The 21,719-nt window shown below is 54.4% G+C and carries 16 protein-coding genes and 1 CRISPR repeat array; of the genes, 13 read left to right on the top strand and 3 right to left on the bottom strand.

Annotated features, from left to right (window positions below; all coding sequences use genetic code 11):
* Positions 1-120: 120 nt before the first annotated feature.
* The 10 genes from E2H98_RS16755 to E2H98_RS16800 are packed head-to-tail and all read left to right on the top strand — an operon-like array spanning position 121 to position 10,130.
* Positions 121-672, top strand: a complete 552-nt coding sequence (locus tag E2H98_RS16755; protein ID WP_162848202.1) for an AraC family transcriptional regulator — start codon at positions 121-123, stop codon at positions 670-672.
* Entirely contained in the window at positions 666-2,540 is a 1,875-nt protein-coding gene (locus E2H98_RS16760; protein ID WP_133592400.1) for a tetratricopeptide repeat protein, read from the top strand. The genes E2H98_RS16755 and E2H98_RS16760 overlap by 7 nt, the downstream gene beginning before the upstream one ends.
* Positions 2,537-5,377: a tetratricopeptide repeat protein gene (locus E2H98_RS16765; protein ID WP_133592402.1), complete on the top strand. Its 2,841-nt coding sequence runs from the start codon at positions 2,537-2,539 to the stop codon at positions 5,375-5,377. The genes E2H98_RS16760 and E2H98_RS16765 overlap by 4 nt, the downstream gene beginning before the upstream one ends.
* Positions 5,355-6,065 (top strand): tetratricopeptide repeat protein, encoded by a 711-nt coding sequence (locus tag E2H98_RS16770; protein ID WP_133592404.1) that lies wholly within the window; start codon positions 5,355-5,357, stop codon positions 6,063-6,065. Before E2H98_RS16765 ends, E2H98_RS16770 begins: the two co-directional genes overlap by 23 nt.
* Positions 6,062-6,415, top strand: coding sequence for a hypothetical protein (locus tag E2H98_RS16775; protein ID WP_133592406.1), 354 nt, complete (start codon positions 6,062-6,064; stop codon positions 6,413-6,415). Before E2H98_RS16770 ends, E2H98_RS16775 begins: the two co-directional genes overlap by 4 nt.
* 46 nt (positions 6,416-6,461) lie before the next feature.
* A complete protein-coding gene (locus E2H98_RS16780; RefSeq protein WP_133592408.1) occupies positions 6,462-7,154 on the top strand; it encodes a MotA/TolQ/ExbB proton channel family protein in 693 nt (230 codons plus the stop codon).
* A 12-nt stretch (positions 7,155-7,166) separates the two neighbouring features.
* Entirely contained in the window at positions 7,167-7,688 is a 522-nt protein-coding gene (locus E2H98_RS16785; protein WP_133592410.1) for an ExbD/TolR family protein, read from the top strand.
* Positions 7,685-8,179 (top strand): ExbD/TolR family protein, encoded by a 495-nt coding sequence (locus E2H98_RS16790; protein ID WP_133592412.1) that lies wholly within the window; start codon positions 7,685-7,687, stop codon positions 8,177-8,179. The genes E2H98_RS16785 and E2H98_RS16790 overlap by 4 nt, the downstream gene beginning before the upstream one ends.
* Positions 8,176-9,147: an AgmX/PglI C-terminal domain-containing protein gene (locus E2H98_RS16795; RefSeq protein ID WP_133592414.1), complete on the top strand. Its 972-nt coding sequence runs from the start codon at positions 8,176-8,178 to the stop codon at positions 9,145-9,147. Before E2H98_RS16790 ends, E2H98_RS16795 begins: the two co-directional genes overlap by 4 nt.
* Positions 9,144-10,130, top strand: a complete 987-nt coding sequence (locus E2H98_RS16800; RefSeq protein WP_198325160.1) for an FAD:protein FMN transferase — start codon at positions 9,144-9,146, stop codon at positions 10,128-10,130. The genes E2H98_RS16795 and E2H98_RS16800 overlap by 4 nt, the downstream gene beginning before the upstream one ends.
* Positions 10,131-10,255: 125 nt before the next feature.
* On the opposite strand, the gene E2H98_RS16805 is transcribed toward E2H98_RS16800, so the two are convergent.
* Positions 10,256-11,323: a PA0069 family radical SAM protein gene (locus E2H98_RS16805; RefSeq protein ID WP_133592416.1), complete on the bottom strand. Its 1,068-nt coding sequence runs from the start codon at positions 11,321-11,323 to the stop codon at positions 10,256-10,258.
* 275 nt (positions 11,324-11,598) lie between these two features.
* Here E2H98_RS16805 and cas9 point away from each other — a divergent pair, with 275 nt between their 5' ends.
* The 3 genes from cas9 to cas2 are packed head-to-tail and all read left to right on the top strand — an operon-like array spanning position 11,599 to position 15,937.
* A complete protein-coding gene (gene cas9 / locus E2H98_RS16810) occupies positions 11,599-14,673 on the top strand; it encodes a type II CRISPR RNA-guided endonuclease Cas9 (protein WP_198325161.1) in 3,075 nt (1,024 codons plus the stop codon).
* Positions 14,674-14,678: 5 nt separating this feature from the next.
* Entirely contained in the window at positions 14,679-15,602 is a 924-nt protein-coding gene (gene cas1 / locus E2H98_RS16815) for a type II CRISPR-associated endonuclease Cas1 (protein WP_133592418.1), read from the top strand.
* 44 nt (positions 15,603-15,646) lie between these two features.
* Entirely contained in the window at positions 15,647-15,937 is a 291-nt protein-coding gene (gene cas2, locus E2H98_RS16820) for a CRISPR-associated endonuclease Cas2 (protein WP_198325162.1), read from the top strand.
* Positions 15,938-16,001: 64 nt separating this feature from the next.
* Positions 16,002-18,211: a CRISPR direct-repeat array (repeat unit 36 nt; unit sequence AGTTTATCAGATCGGGATTTGTACTCTGGCCGGAAC).
* A gap of 35 nt (positions 18,212-18,246) precedes the next feature.
* Here the strand turns inward: cas2 and E2H98_RS16825 are convergent.
* Together E2H98_RS16825 and E2H98_RS16830 are read right to left on the bottom strand one after the other, a co-directional pair.
* Positions 18,247-19,932 (bottom strand): DUF885 domain-containing protein, encoded by a 1,686-nt coding sequence (locus tag E2H98_RS16825; protein WP_133592422.1) that lies wholly within the window; start codon positions 19,930-19,932, stop codon positions 18,247-18,249.
* A 194-nt stretch (positions 19,933-20,126) separates the two neighbouring features.
* Positions 20,127-21,656, bottom strand: a complete 1,530-nt coding sequence (locus E2H98_RS16830; protein WP_133592424.1) for an aldehyde dehydrogenase (NADP(+)) — start codon at positions 21,654-21,656, stop codon at positions 20,127-20,129.
* Between the last annotated feature and the right edge of the window lie 63 nt (positions 21,657-21,719).

Here is a 21,719-nt window from a genome sequence, read left to right on the forward strand (position 1 = left end):
GTTTGACACTCGGGCAGATTCATACCATGTTAGCAGCCTGTCCAAAATCGCAGTATTCACTGAAATGTCACCGAGAATTTGTGCACCAATTCCGGCGACCGGCGAGAAGGAGGCGGCATAATGGCAGCGGTTCAAGCCACGCCCGGTGGTGGGAGATTTCGCGTGTTGAAAAAGTTTGGTCTGGCCCTTTGCCTGTTGTTGGCTCTGCCTTTGGCTGCCCAGGATGCCAATGTAACGGCGACCGATGATCTGGAAGCGCTGAAAAAAGAAGTCCTGGAATTGAACCGGGATTTATTCATTCTCGAGGAAGATTTGTTGTTCCCGGCCTCAACCCAAGTGGCCGTTTTTGTCTCGGTCGATACCGGCAAGTTTTTCCGCCCGGATGCCGTCAAGCTGTCCATCGATGGCAAAGAGCTGACCCACTATTTATATACCGAGCGTGATGTCGATGCGCTGCGTCGCGGTGGCGTACAGCGTCTGCATGTCGGCAACATTACCGCGGGTGAACATGAAATGGTCGTGATGTTCACCGGCTACGGTCCGGAAAATCGCGAGTTCACCCGCGCCACCAGTCTGCAATTCGTCAAGGAAACCGGCGCCAAGTTTCTCGAAATCCGGGTCGTTGACGATGCCTCCAAGCAGCAAGCGAGGTTTGAAGTCCGTCAATGGTAAGCCGCGCCAGAACGTTCCCGCTGGCGATACTCTTTACCGGTTTGGTCGCCAGCGCGCAGGCCGCTGATGAAACGCCATCAGCGGAAGAGTTTGCCTGGAAGAAAACCATTACCGTGCAAACGCTGCCGTATGGCAACGCCTTGTTTGAATATTACCGGGGTGAGCCCTTTGCGGCGATGACGGCGATTTTGGTCGCCCAGGATCGCGGCCAGCTGGGCCCGCACGAAACCGGTGCGATGGCGCTGCTTGGCAGCCTGCAACTTGAATACGGCATGCTCAGCGAATCGGAAAAATTGCTGACCGGCATGCTGGCCGGACAATTGCCGGCCGATGTGCGCGAACGGGTGTTGGTCGAATTGGCGCGCGTGCGTTTTCGCGGCGGCGATCTGGACGGCAGTTTGCAGCGCTTGCAACAACTGCCGACCTTATCAACACCGGCACTGAACGATGAAATTGCGCTGATGCGCGCCAACATCGCCCTGAAGCGCAACAACGGCGCCGAAGCGCAACAGGCTCTGCTCGGCGTCAATCCAGAAAGCACACAATTCCATTACGCGTTGTTCAATTTGGGCGTCGCCCAGCTGCAACAAGGGCAGTCGGAAGCGGCCCAGGATACCTTCAATCAATTGTTGACGCTGCGTGCCGAAAACGACGAACAAAAGAACCTTCGTGATCGCACGCATCTGGCGCTTGGCTATGAAATGATCCGGCAAAAACGGCCGGAACTGGCGCGCAACCAGTTGTTGAACGTGCGCTTGAACAGCAGTTACGTCAACACCGCGATGCTCGGCCTTGGTTGGGCGTATTCGCAAACCGGTTTGCACGAAAAAGCCTTGACGCCATGGCTGAATCTGCGTGAGCGGCAGCCGGCCGATTTGCCGGTACTGGAAGCGCAGCTGGCGGTACCGTTCGCGTATCAATCGCTGGAAGCGTACCCGGATGCGATCAACGCTTATCGCAACGCGATGCAGCGCTACGAATTTGAATTGCAGCAACTGGATGAAGCCGAGCGGGCAATTGAGCAGGGCGAATTGTTGCTGCTGCTGCCATCGCTGGAAGAGCAAGAGATCCCGGATGTGCTGCAGCAGCATGCCCGCGCCAATGCGGCGTTGCTGAAACGGGTACTGGCGCAGCATGTGTTCAACGAATCCTTGAAACGCTATCGCGATTTGCTCGAGTTGCGCGAAATCCTTGCCGGTTGGCAATTCCAACTGCCGATTTATCAGGACATGCTGGCCAATCATCGTGCTCGCTATGCCGAGCGCGAACCGCAAGTGGAAACGAAGCTGAGCACCGTCGATATGACCGCCTATCAGCAGCGCCTGCAGCGGGCCCGCGAAACCTTTGAACAATCGCAACAACCGGAAAACTGGTTGTTGCTGGCCAACGACAAAGAGCGTCGCTTGGCCCAGCGCATTGAGCGCGCCAAGGCGCGTATCGACCGCATCGAAAAAGCCCGCGGCCCGATGCCACGCGAAATGGACAAGCTGCGCTTGATGCAAGGCGTATTGCAGTTCGATGTCTGGCATGACAGTGCCGGCCGTCAGTGGCGTCAGGAAGTGTTGATGACTCAGGCCGAGCAGCATGTGCGTGAACTCGATACTCAGCGCGCGAAACTGATTGTCGCCAAAGATGTCGCCGGCTCCCGTTTCGCCAATTTCGATCAGCGCATCGAGCGGCAACTGAATGGCGCCCAGAATTTGATTGTGCGCGCCGACCGTTTGCTGGATGAAGAAGGCCAGCGTCTGAATCAAATTGCCCTTGATGAAGTGCGCCGTTGGCGTGCTCAGCTCAGTGACTACCGGCAGCAAGCAGAGTTGGCTCTTGCCCGTCTGCAGGATCGCGCCAGTATTGGAGCACAGCCATGAAGCGCGTACTTGTGCATCCTGTTCTGCGCGTCAGTGTGCTGTCGCTGGTACTTTCTGGTTGCATCACGATGTCCGATGAAGGCGATCGTGAGCCGACCTTGGCCAACATGGCCGACCGCACCGATATTCCGCCGAAAGCACCGTTGCCAGAAGTAACGGTAGAGCAGGCGATGGAAGGCTACCAGCGCGTACTGCAACGAAACGCCACGGGTAAAACCCGCGCCGAAGCCATGCGCCGTATGGCCGATTTGATGATGCGTCTGGCCGAAACCAAGATGCTCGCTGAAGCCGATGGCGACTTGAGCAAGTTGACGCCGGTTCAGGCCAATGCCAGCTATCAGCAAGCGATTGATTTATACAAACAACTGCTGCAGGAATTTCCGGATTACGGCGACAAAGCCGGTGTGTTTTATCAGTTGGCGAAAGCTTACGATTTGACCGCCGAACGCGATGCCTCATTGCAGGCATTGGCATCGTTGGCGCTGGAATATCCAGCTGATTTGCATTCAGCTGAAGCGCAATTCCGTCGTGGTGAAGCGGCATTCGTGGCCCGTCAGTGGCAGGAAGCCGAAAATGCCTATACGGCCGTGTTGCAAGCCGGCGAATCAGCATTCAACGATCAGGCCCGTTACAAGCGCGGCTGGGCTCGTTACAAGCGCGGCGATTACGAATATGCCTTGGATGATTTCCAGCCTTTGCTGGAGCGTTTGCGTCGTCGTGACGAACGCGATATTCAGGTGCGTGATTTACGCGACGATACGCTGCGTGTCATGGCCTTGTCGTTTGCCAATCTCGAAGGCGCGGTATCGATTCGCGCGTTTTTCGCCAGCAAAGGCGAGCGGCCGTATGAAGCCGATGTCTATCGGGCATTGGCGAATTTGTATCTCGACCAGGAACGTTTTGCCGACGCCGCCGACACCTACAACACCTTCATCACCGTGCACCCGCTCGACAGCGAAGCGCCGTCGTTCTCCACGGCGATTATCGAAACCTATCAACGCGGCGGTTTCCCGACCAAAGTGTTGCCGGCGAAAGAAGATTTTGCCGAGCGTTATGGTCGTCGCAGCGAGTTCTGGGCACGCGCTCGCGGCAATACCCGTGAGCAATTATTGCCGCAGTTGAAAGGCCATATTCGCGACGTCGCCACGCACTACCACGCCAAGGCGCAGAAATCGAAAGTGCCGGAAGAATATCGGGTGGCGGCGAAATGGTATCGCGAATACCTCGATACCTTCCCGAGCGAACCGGAAGCGCCAGAGCTGCATTATCTGCTGGCCGACACCTTGCTTGATGCCAAGGCGATTGATGAAGCAGCCATCGAATACGAGAAAGTGGCTTACGACTATCCGCCGCACGCCAAATCGGAACAAGCCGGTTACGCGGCGCTTGGCAGCTATGGCCGTTTGATGAATCTGGCTTCCGGTAAAGACGAAGCCGGCAAAGCCGTCAAAGGCGGCGAAACCAACGCCGAAGCCTTGAACCGTTGGCAGCGCGAAAGTATTCGTGCCGGTGTCCGTTATGTCGATGCGTTCACCGCCGATCCGAAAGCCGCGAACGTGTTGCAACAAGTGCAGCAATGGCAGCTCGCGCAGCAGGATATCGCCGGCGCGGTTGCTACCTCACGCCGTTTGGTGCAAATGCCACAAGCGACCAACGCGCAGCAACGCGAGGCGAAAGTGGTCATCGCCAACGGCGAATTCGATTTGCAAAACTGGCAAGCCGCCGAAACCGCTTACGGTGAGTTGCTGGCGCTAACCGGTTGGGACAACAAAACCGAGCAGCAATATCACGAGCGTCGCGCTTCATCGATTTACAAGCAAGCGGAAATGGCGGTTGTTGCCGGTGACAAGCAAGGCGCGATTGACCAATTCTTGCGCTTAGGTCAGGTCGAGCCGAATGCCTCGGTGCGCGCCAACGCCGAATACGATGCCGGTGCGCTGTTGCTGGAAGTGGCCGATTTTCCCGCGGCGATCACGGTGTTCGAACGCTTCCGCCAGATGTATCCAAAGCATGAGCTGGTCAAAGGCATCAGCGAGAAGCTGGCGTTCGCCTACGAGCAGTCACAGCAGTGGGGCCAGGCCGCGCAGGAATATGCAGCCATTTCCCAAACCAGCACCGATCCGGAGTTTGCCCGCGCCACGTTGCAGCGTGCTGCTGAGTATCAGGAAAAGAGTGGCCAGAAAGCCGTCGCGATCAATACCTGGAAAGATTACGTCAAGCGCTTCCCGCAGCCGTTCGAAGAGGCTCAGGAAGTGCGCGCCAAAATTGCCCGGTACTACGCCGATCAAAAAGATACGCGTGAGCTCAGCGACTGGCGCAAAGCGATTCTTGATAGCTACAACAAGCAAGGTGGTGACAAGTCGCCGCGGATGAAATACCTGGCTGCGCAGTCCGAGTTTTTCTTCAGCGAGCCGTTGATGGATAACTTCCGTCAGGTGCAACTGAAACTGCCGTTGAACAAAACCTTGAAAACCAAACGCGCCGCGATGCAGAAAGCCTTGGATGCTTACGAGAAAATCAACGGCTATCAGGTGGCGGAATACACCACGGCGGCCACTCATCGCATTGGCGAGATCTATCGCATTCTGGCCAAGGATTTGATGAACTCCGAACGCCCGAAAGGTCTCGATCAGGACGCGCTCGATGAGTACAACGTGCTGCTGGAGGAACAAGCGTTCCCGTTTGAAGACAAGGCGATTGAGTTTTTCTCGGTGAACTTGAGTTATATCCGCGACGGTGTCTACACCGAGTGGATTGAAAAGAGTGTAACCTCGCTGCGTGAACTGCAACCTGCCCGTTACGGCAAGACCGAATATGTTGAAACCGTCTACGAATAAAGCGCTGCTGCTGGCTCTGCTGTTGGCTGGTTGTCAGACCATGCCGACCCCGGAACCCGTTCAGTCCGAGCCGCAAAAGTCGGCGCCTGTGCCAAGCGCTGAAACGCCTGCACCGGATTCGACCGGCGCGGTGACCGGCCCGTCGGCGACACCCGCTGCACCGTTGCCTTATCAAGCCAATGATCCGGCCTTGTCAGTGGAAACCCAGGCCAGTTTTGACGAGGCCGTCGCGGCGATGAAAAAAGGCCAGCACGACACGGCATTGGCCAAATTCGCTGCGGTGCGGGCACAGTCATCTCGCTATCTGCCGGCGTACCTGAACACCGCGTTGATTCTGCGTCAGCAAAACAAACCGAAAGCCGCGCTGGAAATGGTTGAGTCCGGGCTAGCTGTGCGCGCTGGCGATGCCCGTGCGCTGTCACTGAAAGGCTTGCTGCTGCGCGAACAAGGCGAGTTGCAACAGGCAAAAGCCAGCTATCTTTTAGCGATTAGCTCGGCACCGAACTATGCGCCGGCCCATCGCAATCTGTCGGTGCTGGCCGATGTCTATCTTGATGAACCGGCACTGGCACTGCGCCACATGGAGCAGTACGCCCAGCTGACGCCGGAAGACAAGGACGTGGAAAACTGGCTGATTGAATTACGTCGCCGTGTCCAGGCTTCGCAACCGGCGGAGGCAAGTCCATGAAATTTCTGAGCACACTGTTACTGATGGTTTCTGTCGGCGCGTTCGCGGCCGAACCGAAAACCGCTGAAGTGGAAAAAGATATCGCCGATAACGCAGCGAAAGTCGCCTCGGCAAAACGGCCATCGCAAGAGCCGTTGAGCATGAGCGTTACTGGCACCCAGGACGCACCGAACGTGCTGTACATCGTGCCGTGGAAAACCGTTGATGCCGTACCGCAAGAGGCTTATGTCAGTAGTCTGCTCGATGAAGTATTTGCACCGGTCGATCCGGTCGAGTTCGAGCGCAGTATCCGCATCAACGATCAGCTTCAAACCTCACTGCAGAAAACTGACAGTGAAAGTAAAAAATAACCCGTTTCTTTTTTAAGTTGCACGAAGACCTGCAGGAGTAAAACACATGTTCACGACAGCCATTGAGTTCTTCCAGAACGGCGGCTTTTATATGTACCCGATCGCGTTCGTCTTGGCGCTTGGGATTGCCATTGCCATCGAACGCTTCATCGTGCTGACCCGCGAGCGTGTGCGCAACCGCCAGATTTGGCAGGATCTGCAGCCCGCCTTGAACGCCGGTGATTTCCGCAAAGCCCACGAAATTGCCACCCGTTCGCAAGCGGCGCTCGGCCGCATGGTTGCTTACGGCCTGACTCGCGTTGGCGCCGGTCGTCGTGCTGAAGACATCGAGCTGGCGCTGGAAGAAGGCCTGATGGAAATTCTGCCGCGTTTGGAAAAGCGCACCGGCTACCTTGGCATGTTCGCCAACATCGCCACGTTGCTCGGTCTGCTCGGTACCATTATCGGTCTGATCAGCGCGTTCGCCGCCGTCGCCAACGCCAACCCGGCGGAAAAAGCCAACCTGTTGTCGCAGTCCATTGCGGTTGCGATGAACACCACCGCGTTCGGTCTGATTGCCGCGATTCCATTGCTTATTCTGTTCTCGTATCTGCAATCACGCACCACCGAGATCGTCGACAGTCTGGAAATGGCCGCCGTTAAATTCACCAACATGATCCGCAAAGTGCAGATGGAGCGCGAAGTCGCGCAAACGGCTCAGGCCGCCCGTCAACCCGCAGGTACCGCGCCGCGCGCTTAATGGGGTAGCGTCATGTTTCGCAAACGCATACGCCGGAAAGCGGTCAGTGATGGTGAACTGAACATCACCGCCTTCATGAATTTGATGGTGGTGTTGGTACCGTTCCTGCTCATCACAGCCGTTTTCTCGCAAGTGACGATGCTGGAGTTGAATCTGCCGGGTGGTGGTGAATCTCCAGAAGACGTCACGCCGCCGCCAATCGAGCTGGAAGTGACCATTCGCAAAGACCAGCTTGAAGTGGGCGATCGCAATACCGGTTTGTTGACGGTGCTGCCGCAGGTCGACGGCAAACACGATTACGACAAACTGAATGAATACCTGCAGGACGTCAAAGCCAAATTCCCGGAGATTTTGAGCGCGACGATCCTGGCTGAAGAAACCACCGAGTACGACGACATTGTGCAGGCGATGGACGCCGTGCGTCTGGTGGAGCAGAAGCAGGATGATGAGTGGGTGCAGGCGGAATTGTTTCCGCAGGTCAGCCTCGGTAATGCGGTGCCGGATCCGCGCAACGCAGCGGAGGCCACGCCATGAACCAATCTCGTCGTGCTGCCCGCATGGGGCGGCATCACAAGCGCCGTGGCGTCGTTGCGCTGTCGCTGACATCGATGATGGATATCTTCACGATTCTGGTGTTCTTCCTGCTGGTTAACTCCGGCACCGAACAACAGCTGCCATCGAACCAGAGCGTCGAATTGCCGCAATCGCTGGCGCAGCAATTGCCGAAAGACGCGCTGATTGTCATGGTCAGCAAAGATGACATCATCGTGCAGGGGCGTCGCATCATGTCGGCCGATGCAGCAGAAAAGCTCGAGGACGACGTGTTGCCCGCGCTGTTGCAGGAACTGAAGCTGCAATCGAGCAACCGGTTGACGGTCGCCGCCGAGGAACGTAATCCCGCCATTGTCATGGGTGACAAAACGATTCCGTATCGTTTGCTGCGCAAGATTATGTACACCCTGAGCGAAGCGAATTACACCGATATCTCGTTAGCGGTCATGAAGAAGGAAAAGCCAGTCTCATGAACGCCACCTATCGCATCATGCCGCAGCTGCCCTGGGACATTATCCCGGAAGAGGCCAATCGTTTTCGCAATTTGGTTCTCGGTATTCTCGGTCTGTTTTTATTGCTGAGCTTTCTGGTTTCCATTATCGACTTACCTGAGCAGCCGCGTGAACGCCCGGTCGTGCCCGAGCGTTTGGTCAAGTTGGTGATCGAGCAGAAAGAAAAACCGGTGCCACCACCGGTCAAGCAACCAGAACCGGAAAAGCCGAAGGAAGAAGAGAAAAAACCAGAGCCGAAACCGGAAGAGAAAAAGCCGGAAGTCAAAGAGCCGCCAAAAGAAGTCAAGGTAGACAAGAAAGAGAAAGCCAAGGAAGAAGCGCAGAAACACATTGCCGTGTTTGATGCGTTAGCGGATCTGCGTACTGCCGTTGAGCCAGCGGCTAAACCCGGTCAACCGTTGAAGGTCGATGAAAAAGCCGGCGCCGGTCCAAAGCCTTCCGAGCGCGCGCTCATTGCTGACAAAGCGAAGGCGGGCAGCGGCGGTATCGTCACCGCCAAAGCCAGCTCGGCTGGTGGCACCGGTTCAGGCATTTCGGCTCCCACGACGTCAGAAGTCACCTCGGCCATCGGTGGTTTGGATCCAAACCAACTGCGCGCCAGCCGTGACCCGAATGATCCGAATGCCAAAGGCAATGTCGGTCGTCGTCCAGACGAAAATATTCAGCAAGGCTTCGACAATGCCAAAGGTTCCATCTTTGCGTTGTATCACCGGGCACTGCGCAGCAACCCCGGCTTACGCGGCAAAGTGATTTTCCGTTTGGAAATTCAACCAGATGGTAGCGTCACCAAAGCCGAAGTCGTTTCCAGTGAACTGAACGACCCGGATCTGGAGCGCAAACTGCTCGCGAAAGTGCGGCAAATCCAGTTTGGCCAGATGAACGTCAGCACCTGGAACGACAGTTACCGCATGGACTTCTTCCCGTCGTGATCAGTAAAGCAAAAATACACAGCGCCATCCTCGTGATGGCGCTGCTGTTTTCCGAATACGCAAGCGCCGAATGGCAATTGCGCGAATTCAACGTCATGGGTACGCGTGCCCGTGTTGAATTCTGGAGCACCGATAAAGCGCTGTCGGCAACCCTGCATGAGCAAGTCGAAGCCGACATGCGTCGTATTGATGCCTCCATGAGTCCCTACAAACCCGATAGCGAGCTGTCGGCCATCAACCAAAAAGCCGCTGAGCAAGCGGTTGTCGTGTCACGCGAACTGTTTGCGCTGATCAAACGCTCCATCGATTATTCGCAGCTCACCAGCGGCGCCTTTGACATCACGTTCTCCAGCGTCGGCTTTTTCTACGACTACCGCCAACACCAGCGGCCAAGCTCCGAGCAAATCGAAAAACATCTAGCCGGCATCAACTATCGCCATCTGGTGTTGAACGACGAGCAGGGCAGTGTCGCGTTCAAGAGCCAAGGCGTGCGCATTGATTTGGGCGGCATCGCCAAAGGCCACGCTGTGGATCGCGCCATTGATATCCTGAAACGTGGCGGCATCAAACACGCCTACGTCAGCGCCGGTGGCGACAGCTATGCACTAGGCAATCGCGGCGACCGCCCTTGGATGATCGCCATCAAACATCCGCGTGACAAAACCCGCTCGTTGCTGACCATTCCGCTCGAAAACCTCGCCATTTCCACCTCCGGCGATTACGAGCGCTATTTTGATGAAAACGGCGTGCGCTACCACCACATCATCAACCCGAAAACCGGCGACTCGGCCCGCAACAGCCAAAGCGTCACGATACTCGCCGACAACTCCACCGATGCCGATGCGCTATCTACCAGCGTGTTTGTGTTGGGCCCAGAAAAGGGCCTGCAACTCATCGATAAAACCCCCAACGTCTCGGCCGTCATCGTCGACAAAGACGGCAAAGTTCACTACAGCAGCGATTTAGTCAGCATCGATCAATAGCAACAAGATTGCATGCAAAAAGCGTGGATTCAAAAAACGATCTTCCCCCTTCAGAGGGGGGAGGTGGCGCGAAGCGCCGGATGAGGGATGGTTTTACATACCTTCGCTAATCCTGCGTTCCTGAATCAAAACAACGAATACTGCGGCGAACTATTCGGCACCCGAAACAAATCCGTACGCAAATGATTCCCACGCGGCACACGATTCAATCCATTCTTCTGGCAGGCCAAACGAAACCGCTGCGCAATCATCTCCGCGTACTGCCCTTCACCCTTCATCCGCTGCTTAAATTCCGTTTGATTCAACTTACCCCCACGCGACTGACTCACCAGGCTCAGCACATGCGCTTTCTTCTGCGGGTAATGCGCCTCCAGCCAATCACTGAATAGCGCTTTCAATTCCCACGGCAACCGCAAAAACACATAGCCTGCTTGCCGCGCGCCGGCTTCACTTGCCGCCGCTAAAATCGTTTCCATTTCCGCGTCGTTGACAAACGGAATCACCGGCGCAAAGAGCACGCCAGTCGGAATACCTGCCTGGGTCAAACACCTCAAAGTTTCCAAGCGCGCCGCACCGGTCGAAGCACGCGGCTCCAGCTTGGTTTTCAGTTCATTGCTGAGCGTCGTCACGCTAATAATCGCCTCGGCCAAACCTTTCTCAGCCATCGCCGCCAGAATGTCGATATCGCGCTGAATCAAACTGCCTTTGGTGACAATGCCCACCGGCTGATTGAACTCCTTCATCACCTCCAGAATCTGCCGGGTAATGCGCCGCTCCTTTTCCACCGGTTGGTACGGGTCGGTGTTGGCGCCCATGGCAATCCACTGACATTGGTAAGAGGGCTTGCTCAGCTCCTTGCGCAGCAGCTCAGCGGCGTTCTCCTTCACAAAAATCTTGCGCTCAAAATCCAGCCCCGGCGAAAGGTCCAGGTAGGCATGGCTAGGCCGGGCAAAGCAGTAAATGCAGCCATGCTCACAGCCCCGGTAGGGGTTAATGCTCAAGGCAAAAGGGATATCCGGCGATTCATTCCGGGCAATGATGCTACGCGTGGCATCCACGTAGTACTCGGTATCAGCAGGGCGAGCTTCATCAGGTGCCAGCTCGTCATCCAGCTCCCGCACCGCAATGGTCTTGGCAAAACGGCCGGGGGTATTGCTGGTGGCACCGCGGCCTTTGATGGGGGGAGTAGCCATGAGGTGGCCTTGGGAGATGATTGGCGGTTATCAAAAGGTTAACATTTGATGTGGCTTCAAGCAATTGAATGAAGATGTTTGCCGCAATACTCGCAACGCTGCGATGCATCAAAAAAATTTCAAATCCACAAAAAGCAAGAGGCCGCTTGTAGCGGCCTCTTCATCTGGTGCATCTTTCAGCTTGTTAGCGTCAGAGCACAAATCCCGATCTGATATCGGGTCTGATGCTAATCGTCAGGAGGCTAACTCGTCAACCCATTCGAAAAGGAAACCAAATGCTGGATTCGAAAATGCCGTACCGCCTTGCACTGGATTTGGGTAGTAGCTCGTTGGGCTGGGCGTTGATTCGCCTAAACGCGGAAAACAAACCTTCTGCGATTATTAAGGCAGGTGTTCGAATTTTCCCGGACGGTCGGAACCCGAAAGATGGAAGTTCTCTAGCCGTCACGCGCCGCGAAGCGCGCGCTATGAGGCGGCGGCGTGATCGTCTTTTAAAACGCAAAGCTCGTATGATTACTGTGCTTACGGAGCTAGGTTTTTTTCCCTCGGACTCATTAGAACGTAAGGCATTGGAATCACTGAATCCCTACCGCTTGAGAGCAGAAGGGCTGGATAGAGAGCTTCAACCAGATGAATTCGCTCGGGCTCTTTTTCACTTGAACCAACGACGTGGCTTCAAGAGCAACCGGAAAACCGATAAAAAAGACAACGACAGTGGAGCGATGAAGCAGGCGCTGTCGAAGCTCAGACAAAACCTGGACGAGTCCAGTTGCCGCACGGTAGGGGAATGGCTCTTCCAGCGTCAGTGCGCCGGTCAGTCGCTGAGAGCCCGTTATCGAGAAACTCGACAAATTCATGAAGATGGGCGGACGCGAGTCGAAAAATCATACGATCTGTACATCGACCGCACAATGATCGAAGCAGAGTTTGACACGCTCTGGCGTAGCCAAGCTGCCCGAAATCCGAGCCGGTATACCGATGAAGCACGACGGCGACTGAAAGATGTTTTGCTTTTTCAACGGCCGTTGAAACCGGTTCGTCCAGGTCGCTGCACGCTGCTTCCGGATGAAGAGCGGGCGCCATTGGCATTGCCGAGTACACAGCGCGTTCGCATCTATCAAGAGCTGAATAATTTGCGAGTGTTGGGCGATTCACTGCAGGAATATGCGTTGACTCTTCAGCAGCGCGATCAGCTGGCCGCTGCGCTCGATCATCGACCGAAGATGAGCTTCGATCAAATTCGCCGCTTGTTGCGCCTGGATGGCCAGACCAAATTTAATCTGGAAGATATCAAGCGTCAGGAAATTAGAGGTAACGCTACAGCTGCCTTGCTGAGCAAAAGCGATTTTTTTGGAGAGCAGTGGCACAGCTTCAACTCGTCTCTGCAAGACGAGATTGTTCAACATCTGATTGCCGATGAAGAGGAGCAAGCGCTGATTGATTGGTTGATTGCCAATACCGGCATCGATGAGGCGTGCGCGCAGCGTCTTGCCGATGTTTCATTGCCACAAGGTTATGGTTCTCTTGGCCGAACTGCATTGGCGCGAATATTGCCGGCGCTGCGGCAAAGCGTTTTGCCATTCAGTGCTGCCGTTCAAGCAGCAGGGTTTGAACACCACAGCGCGCTTGATCATGTTCAGAAAACGGGTGAAATCCTTTTAGAGCTGCCTTATTACGGTGAATATCTGACACGTCACGTCGGTTTTGGAACAGGCAACCCTGATGATGTACTGGAGAAGCGGTATGGGCGCATCGCCAACCCGACCGTACATATTGGCCTCAATCAGACTCGAGTTGTCGTTAACGCCTTGCTGAAACGTTATGGCCCTCCTCAAGAAATCATCGTCGAAGTGGCTCGCGAGCTTAAGCAAAGTAGAGAAGATCGCCTGGCAGAACAAAAACGACAAGCCGAAAACCAGCGGCGGAATCAGCGACTTCGCGAGGAGGTCGCCGCTATATTGGAGATTGAAGAGCATGCCGTCAAAACGGCCGACATACAAAAGATGATCCTGTGGGAGGAACTGAGTCCGGACCCGGCTGACCGTCGCTGCCCCTATTCAGGCGAACAGATCAGCAAACACAGACTATTGTCAGAGGAAGTTGAAATTGAGCATATCCTGCCATTCTCGGAAACACTGGATGACAGTTTGAACAACAAAACGGTAGCAATGCGAATGGCCAATCGTGTGAAGGGCAATCGCTCGCCGTGGCAGGCGTTTGGTGAACATCCAATCGCAGGATTCGATTATCAGGAGATACTGGCTCGGGCAGAACGCATGCCTAAAGGGAAACGCTACCGATTCGCACCTGATGGCTATCAGCGCTGGTTGAAGGACGATGCGGGCTTTCTTGCTCGTGCCTTGAATGACACCCGTTACTTGAGTCGAATAGCGCGTGAGTACTTGAGGTTGATCTGTCCACAAGGTACACGAGTCATTCCCGGACAAATGACGGCGTTGCTGCGCGCCAAGTTTGGTTTGAACGATGTGCTCGGACTACATGGCGAGAAGAATCGAAACGACCATCGCCATCATGCCGTTGATGCCTGTGTCATTGGCGTCACCGATCAGGGAATGTTAAAGAAATTTTCAGAAGCGGCCCGTTCGGCTCGTGAAAAGCAACTTGATCGATTGGTCGAGCATATGCCGTTGCCATGGCCAACTTATCGCGAGCATGTCAAACGAGCGATAAATGCAATTTGGGTCAGTCACCGGCCAGACCACAATTACCAAGGTCCAATGCACAACGATACCGCTTACGGCTTACTGGGTGATGGACGGGTCGTGCATCACAAATGGCTGGATGGAAAGCGCGAGCGAGTCGAAAAAAGCCTGAAAGTTATCGAGTTCAAAAATCCGGATGTGCGTAATCGTTCAGGCCAGCCTCGTCATGGCGTGACCGAGAACGGCTCTCCTCGACCGTACAAAGGCTACGATGGCAACAGCAATTATTGCATTGAGATTGTTCGAGTGGAGAATGGTCGTTGGCAAGGAGAAGTGATATCTACGTACACTGCCTATCAGACCGTGAAGGCCCAAGGAGAAAAACGCCTTCGCGATCCAAAGTTATCGCTCTCAGGTCAGCCGCTGATCATGCGCTTGATGATTGATGATGCGGTGCGACTGGAGATTGATGATCATATTCGGACGATGCGGGTTGCCAAAATCAGCGCAAACGGTCAGATATTTATGTGCGATTTACACGAAGCCAATGTGGACAAGCGCAATCGCGACAAAAATGAGCTCTTTGCTTACGTTTCAAAAACTGCCGGGTCACTACATGCTGCGCGAGGTCGTAGGGTGACAATCTCGCCGTCCGGTGAGCTGCACGATCCCGGCTTCGCGGACTGAATCCCTTGCCTGGCCGCATTGTAGAAATCGCCGACGATCATCGACACCTGTCGTTGTTGCGAGGCTTTCTGGTGGTTGAATCGACAGGAGCTGATCGGCAGGAAATGGGGCGAGTGCCGCTGGACGATATCGCTGCCGTCATCGCCAATGCTCATGGCCTCAGCTACACCAATAATATTTTGGTTGCCTGTGCTGAGCGGGGTATACCGTTTGTGCTCTGTGCGGCCAACCATAATGCAATCGGTTTGCTATTGACCATTGAAGGGAACAGTTTGCAGGCCGGTCGTATGCAAGCTCAATTGTCCTCGTCAAAGCCATTGCAGAAGCAGCTCTGGGCTTGCTTGGTACGCGCCAAACTTGCTCAACAGGCTTGGGTACTCGCGGAAACAGGCAAGCCTACGGCTCCAGTTACCGCATTAATTTCAAAAGTACGTAGCGGCGATAGCGGCAATATTGAAGCCCAAGGCGCGCAACGTTACTGGCCATTATTGTTCGGTACCAGTTTTCGCCGCGATCGTACAGTTGAAGGCATAAATAGCCTGTTGAATTACGGCTACACCGTACTGCGTGCTGCTATGGCTCGAGCCGTGGTTGCAGCGGGGTTACACCCGACACTTGGTTTGCATCATCACAATGCCGGCAATGCCATGTGTCTTGTAGATGATTTGATGGAGCCTTTTCGCCCCTTGATCGATTATTGTGTATGGAAGTTATGCCAAAAGAGTCAGGAGTTCATTACGCCCGAAACCAAGCAAGAATTGGTTTATGTGCTATACCAAGATGTAGCGAGCCCTCAGGGGCGCACACCATTAATGCACGCAATACAGCAACTCGCCACATCCTTGGCGCAGGTTTATGTGGGAGAGCGTTTCGAGCTGGAACTACCTGAGCCGGGTGTGCTAGACGAGTTGTTAGATGACATAAATTGATGTGAGATATGTTGTCGGGATTTCGCATGACGTGGTTGGTTGTAATGTTTGACTTGCCGGTGCTGACCAAACCGGAGCGCAAAGCCGCAACCCAATTTCGGCTTATGCTGCTGGACTATGGTTTTGAAATGAGTCAGTTCAGCGTATACATGCGTTATTGTTACAGCTCCGCACAGGTCGAGACCCTTTGCAAACGTGTGGAAGAGGCTTTACCTGACGGTGGTCGGGTCAATATCCTTCAGTTCACGGACAAGCAATATGAGCGGATCATTTCCTTCCATGGCGCGGTTCGGCAACCGAAAAACCGCAATCCATCACAGTTCAATCTGTTCTGAATCATGATTTTTCTCTTGAGATTAATGAAAAAGCCCTTGCATAACAATAAGTTAAGCAAGGGGTAGTTTATCAGATCGGGATTTGTACTCTGGCCGGAACGGCAATATTCGACGTGTTGCAGGTGTTCAAAGTTTATCAGATCGGGATTTGTACTCTGGCCGGAACAATGTCGAGGTGGAAGTCAACAGCCGCCGCAGTTTATCAGATCGGGATTTGTACTCTGGCCGGAACAACCGCCAGGTTTTCCCTCGATTTATTGCAAGTTTATCAGATCGGGATTTGTACTCTGGCCGGAACGCCACGTCGCCAGTGCTTTGGGCGTCATGCAGTTTATCAGATCGGGATTTGTACTCTGGCCGGAACACGGCGTAACTGGCGCGCTATCGACAGTTAAGTTTATCAGATCGGGATTTGTACTCTGGCCGGAACAGCGAAGGCTTTACATAGGCGCTTTTTTTAGTTTATCAGATCGGGATTTGTACTCTGGCCGGAACGCATCGATGTTTTCGACGGTGTCATTCAGGAGTTTATCAGATCGGGATTTGTACTCTGGCCGGAACAATTGCGCCGCGTATTTCAGCGCGCCAGTGAGTTTATCAGATCGGGATTTGTACTCTGGCCGGAACGTTCGGCAGCGCGGTATTAATCCTGTCTCGAGTTTATCAGATCGGGATTTGTACTCTGGCCGGAACTCGGGATCACCGAAGAGGAACTGGTTCGGGAGTTTATCAGATCGGGATTTGTACTCTGGCCGGAACTTAGGGAATCTAGTGATTTTTGGCGAATCGAGTTTATCAGATCGGGATTTGTACTCTGGCCGGAACCATGCACTATTGACAACGACGGGCTGACGCAGTTTATCAGATCGGGATTTGTACTCTGGCCGGAACGCTTTTGAAGCGTACAGCCCACAATTAATTAGTTTATCAGATCGGGATTTGTACTCTGGCCGGAACAAGTCGTGCGACGTGCAACCGGTCCTAAAGAGTTTATCAGATCGGGATTTGTACTCTGGCCGGAACACAGGCGGTAACATTTGGTCAAAACTTCGAAGTTTATCAGATCGGGATTTGTACTCTGGCCGGAACAGGTAGCGGTTTGACCGACAGCGACGTTCGAGTTTATCAGATCGGGATTTGTACTCTGGCCGGAACTAACAGCATCGCGCCAGCAACAACGGCGGCAGTTTATCAGATCGGGATTTGTACTCTGGCCGGAACAGTAGCCGGCGCCAAACAGCGCGTACAGTTAGTTTATCAGATCGGGATTTGTACTCTGGCCGGAACACTATCGTTGATGGAATGCCCTCCCCGGCTAGTTTATCAGATCGGGATTTGTACTCTGGCCGGAACTCCAACAGCGGGTTTCTTTTTGTTCGCAGAGTTTATCAGATCGGGATTTGTACTCTGGCCGGAACGACAAGGGGATTGTGATGATAAAGCGACACAGTTTATCAGATCGGGATTTGTACTCTGGCCGGAACTTTGGGCTCTTCAACAAGCGCAATGCTTCGAGTTTATCAGATCAGGATTTGTACTCTGGCCGGAACATCACCAGCGATGAGGCGCTTCGTCGCCAAAGTTTATCAGATCGGGATTTGTACTCTAGCCGGAACTTGAAACGTTGAGGCCAGCCTCGGCCAAAAAGTTTATCAGATCGGGATTTGTACTCTGGCCGGAACTACGTGTCGGTGATACCGGCATCGGTAAATAGTTTATCAGATCGGGATTTGTACTCTGGCCGGAACATTGCAATCGACGTATCACCGCTTGGTGTGAGTTTATCAGATCGGGATTTGTACTCTGGCCGGAACATTTCGGCATCGCGCACAACAAAACGACGCAGTTTATCAGATCGGGATTTGTACTCTGGCCGGAACCGAGGAAAACCGCATGTCTTGATCGGCGTTAGTTTATCAGATCGGGATTTGTACTCTGGCCTGAACATCAAGCACTACACCAATGTTCAGAAAGGAGTTTATCAGATCGGGATTTGTACTCTGGCCGGAACTTCTACCGCGCGCAGGGTTGTGTTCGCGCTAGTTTATCAGATCGGGATTTGTACTCTGGCCGGAACCTTCGCGCTGATGGTGTTGCGCAAATCGTTAGTTTATCAGATCGGGATTTGTACTCTGGCCGGAACTACCTCCGCAAGTTGCCGGAAATCCGCAGAGTTTATCAGATCGGGATTTGTACTCTGGCCGGAACCAAACAATTAACGCGATTAATGTTGCAATAAGTTTATCAGATCGGGATTTGTACTCTGGCCGGAACATTTAACAGATCACCGGTTATACGCTGCCAGTCCATCAGGCTGAGATTGTTGAGCGGTCAGTTGAGTTCCGTCTCAGTAACGGCAACGGCAACTCCCCCTCACACAACAACTGCTCATGAAACCTTTGCAAATCAAAACCAAGCTGTTGGCTGCATTCTCTACGCAAAGCGTGCATCTCCCGCTCCCCAAGCAGGTAGCCCAACGCTTGTCCCGGCCAGGTGATATAGCGGTCTACTTCGGTTTCGCTTTCGTGTTTGGATAATGACGAATGCTGATACAGATATTGCACAGCTTGTTCACGAGTCCAGCCTTTGGCGTGCAGGCCGGTGTCGATGACGAGGCGTGCGGCACGCCATAACCGATAGCTTAGCCAGCCGAGTTTGGCGTGTGGGTCATCGTATAGACCGATTTCATTGCCGAGTGATTCGGCGTATAGCGCCCAACCTTCCTCATAAGCCGTGTTCAATAAGCAGCGACGAAATGCCGGCAGGTTTTCTCGTTCTTGGGTTAGTGCAATTTGCAGGTGGTGGCCGGGCATGGCTTCGTGCAGCGTGAGGGCGGGCAGCACATAGAGCGGGCGCGAATTCAGTTCGTGGGTGTTGACCCAGTATTCGCCGGGTCGTGAACCGTCGGCGGGTGGCTCCAGGTAGAAGCCGCTGGGGTAGGCAGGTGCAAGCTGTGCCGGTGTGGCTTTTACGTGGAAGGGCAGGTGCGGCAAACGAGAGAATAAACGCGGCAAGGCTGCATTGATGGTCTCGCAGAGTTGTGTGGCGTATTGCAGCAACTGCTCGGGTGTTTGCGCGTATTGGCGTGGGTCGTTACGCAGGGCGTCGATGCCTTTATCGAATGGGGTGGGTAAACCCAATTCCTTCAAAATCGCTTCGGCTTTTTCGCGTGTGGCGGCGACTTCTTCGAGGCCTATCTGGTGAATTTCGGCGGCGGTAAGTGACAGCGAGGTATGTTGGCGAATCAGTGCTTGGTACCAGGCTTCGCCATCCGGTATTGCACAGAGGCCGGGTAGGGGCCTGCTGTGTTTCAGGTAAACGGTTTCGATAAATTCCGCGAAGGTTTGCAGTGCGGGTGCGACCAGCATTTGCAGTACGTTTTGCAAGCGTTGTTGAAACGCTGTGTCGTTAACCGCTTGATCGCTTGTTGGCTCAAAGGTTTGTGCCAAGCCTTGCTCCGATGCCATAAAACGAATGGCGATGGGCACGGCGCGTAAGGCTTCGGCGTATGGGTATTGCTGACGTTCCAGGGCTTTGTGCAGGAGTTGTTGTTGCTGCGCCAGCCAAACCGGTAAGCCGCGTAAACGCGAGAGGTAATTTTCTCTTCCTTCGGCGGTGCTCAAGTCCGCTAGATGTAATAGCCGGGTGAGTTGCACGTGGAGGCCATGACTGCTACCGAGCGGGGCGAGGTGATCGGGCGTTTCGGCTAAGCGCAATGTGGTTTGTAGTTGATAAAGCGCGACTTGACGCGAGAGTTCGTCGAGGCCGTTTTCCAGTTTGATCGCGGATTCAATATTTCGCAGGTGTTCACGACGGCTTAAGGTTTGTTTCTTGATGGCTTGTTCGGAGCTGTCGGGGAGTTGGTCGTCGTATTGCCGAACACCGCAGTAGCTGGCATAGAGCGGTGCGAAACGCATTTCGTCTTGCCACCAGTTGTTGATCGCGGCGTCGAGGGTGAGGATGGTGGTTGTTGGTTTTGGTTTTTGTGTTTGCATGGTGTCGGTAAGTCGCAAGTTAAGTTATGTCCGTAACAGTTGTGCGCCTAATCGCTTGATGGTTCTGGATTCCCGCCTTCGCGGGAATGACGGGTTTTTCCTTTGAATCTAGCGTCATTGCGTAATTCTCCCCCTCTCCCCAACCCCTCCCCCGCGAGGGGGGGAGGGGCTAAACCCTCCGCGTCGACGGGTGCTTATTTGTCGCGCAGTATTTCCGGCAATAAATGTGTCGGTGTGTTCTGGAAGCACACCGGACGCAGGAAGCGATCAATCGCCATCGCACCAACTGAAGTAAAGCGTGCATCGCTGGTGGCAGGAGAAGGGCCGCCGTGCACCATCGCGTGGCTGACTTCGACGCCGGTGGGCACGCCGTTGAATACGATGCGGCCGGCATTGTTTTGTATGCGCGGCAACAAGTTTGCCACGGCTTCGGCGTCGTGTTCGGTTTGCCAGACGGTGGCGGTGAGTTGGCCATTCAATACGTTGCTGATGTCGCCGAACTGGGTTTCGTGATCGGCAACAATAACGAGTGCGGCGGGTCCGAACATTTCGGTTTGCAGTTCTGGGCGTTTCATAAAGGCTTGTGCATCGACGGTCAGTAAGAATGGTGATGCGTAGGCCGCTTCGACTTTGCCTTCATGCGTTACGGTGTTCGCGTGCGCTTTCACGGCGGTGATGGCAGTAGCGAAATGTTTGGCTCCTTGTTGTGAAAGCATCGGGGCAGGTTGTTGGGCTGTGAGTAACGCGTTTAATTTTTCCAGGCAGCGGTCCAGTGCGACACCGCGCGGGGCGATAAGCAAACCGGGTTTGGTGCAGAACTGTCCGACGCCGTTGCAAATGGAGGCGGCGAGGGCGCCGGCAATTTCATCGGAGAGTTCGTCGAGTGCATGTGGGAATAAAAACACCGGATTCAAACTGCTCATTTCCGCGAACACCGGGATAGGGTGTTGGCGTTCGCTGGCGTAGCGCTGCAGGGCGCGGCCACCACTTTCAGAACCAGTAAAGCCAACGGCTTTAATGCGCGCATCTTGCACCAGGGCTTTGCCGGTTTCGGTGCCGGCGCCATACAGCATCGAGAATACGCCTTCTGGCCAGCCTTGTTGTTTCAAGGTAGCGCTAATTACGCCAGCGACAATCTCGGCGGTGAATGGATGCAACGAATGTGCTTTGACGATAACGGGGCAACCAGCCGCCAGTGCGGAGGCGGTGTCGCCACCGGCGACCGAAAACGCCAACGGAAAATTGCTGGCGCCGAACACGGTGACGGGACCAACGGCCAGTTTAACGGCGCGCAGTTCTGGCTTGGGTGGTGTGCGAGCGTTATCGGCGGCATCGATGCGCTTATCAAAGCATTTGCCTTCGCGGATCAGCGTGGCGAAATGGCGTAGCTGAAAGCAGGTGCGCGCCAGTTCGTTTTTGATGCGTACGCTTGGTAGCCCTGTTTCTTGCGTGGCGATATCAATGATCAGCGATTCTTGTGCAGCAAGATTGTTAGCGATGGCTTCCAGTAATTCTGCGCGTTGTTCGGGGCGACTGTTTTGGAACGGAATGAACGCCGCGTCGGCGAGTGCCAGAGCTTTTTCCCGCTCGGTGTCGCTGCAATGAAAGTACTGCCAAGGCAGCGCTTGACCAGTAGCCGGGTTGAACGCCTGTTGGCTTTTGCCGTGCTGGGCACCGCGTTGATAGCCGATAAAGGATGTGCCGTGAAAGTTTGTCGCGTTCATTGCGTTCTCCGAAAAAATAGGCGCACGTGCTGTGCGCGAAATGTTGCAAGGGTGAACTAGAAA

The organism is Permianibacter aggregans (genome assembly GCF_009756665.1).
Classification (GTDB): domain Bacteria; phylum Pseudomonadota; class Gammaproteobacteria; order Enterobacterales; family Permianibacteraceae; genus Permianibacter; species Permianibacter aggregans.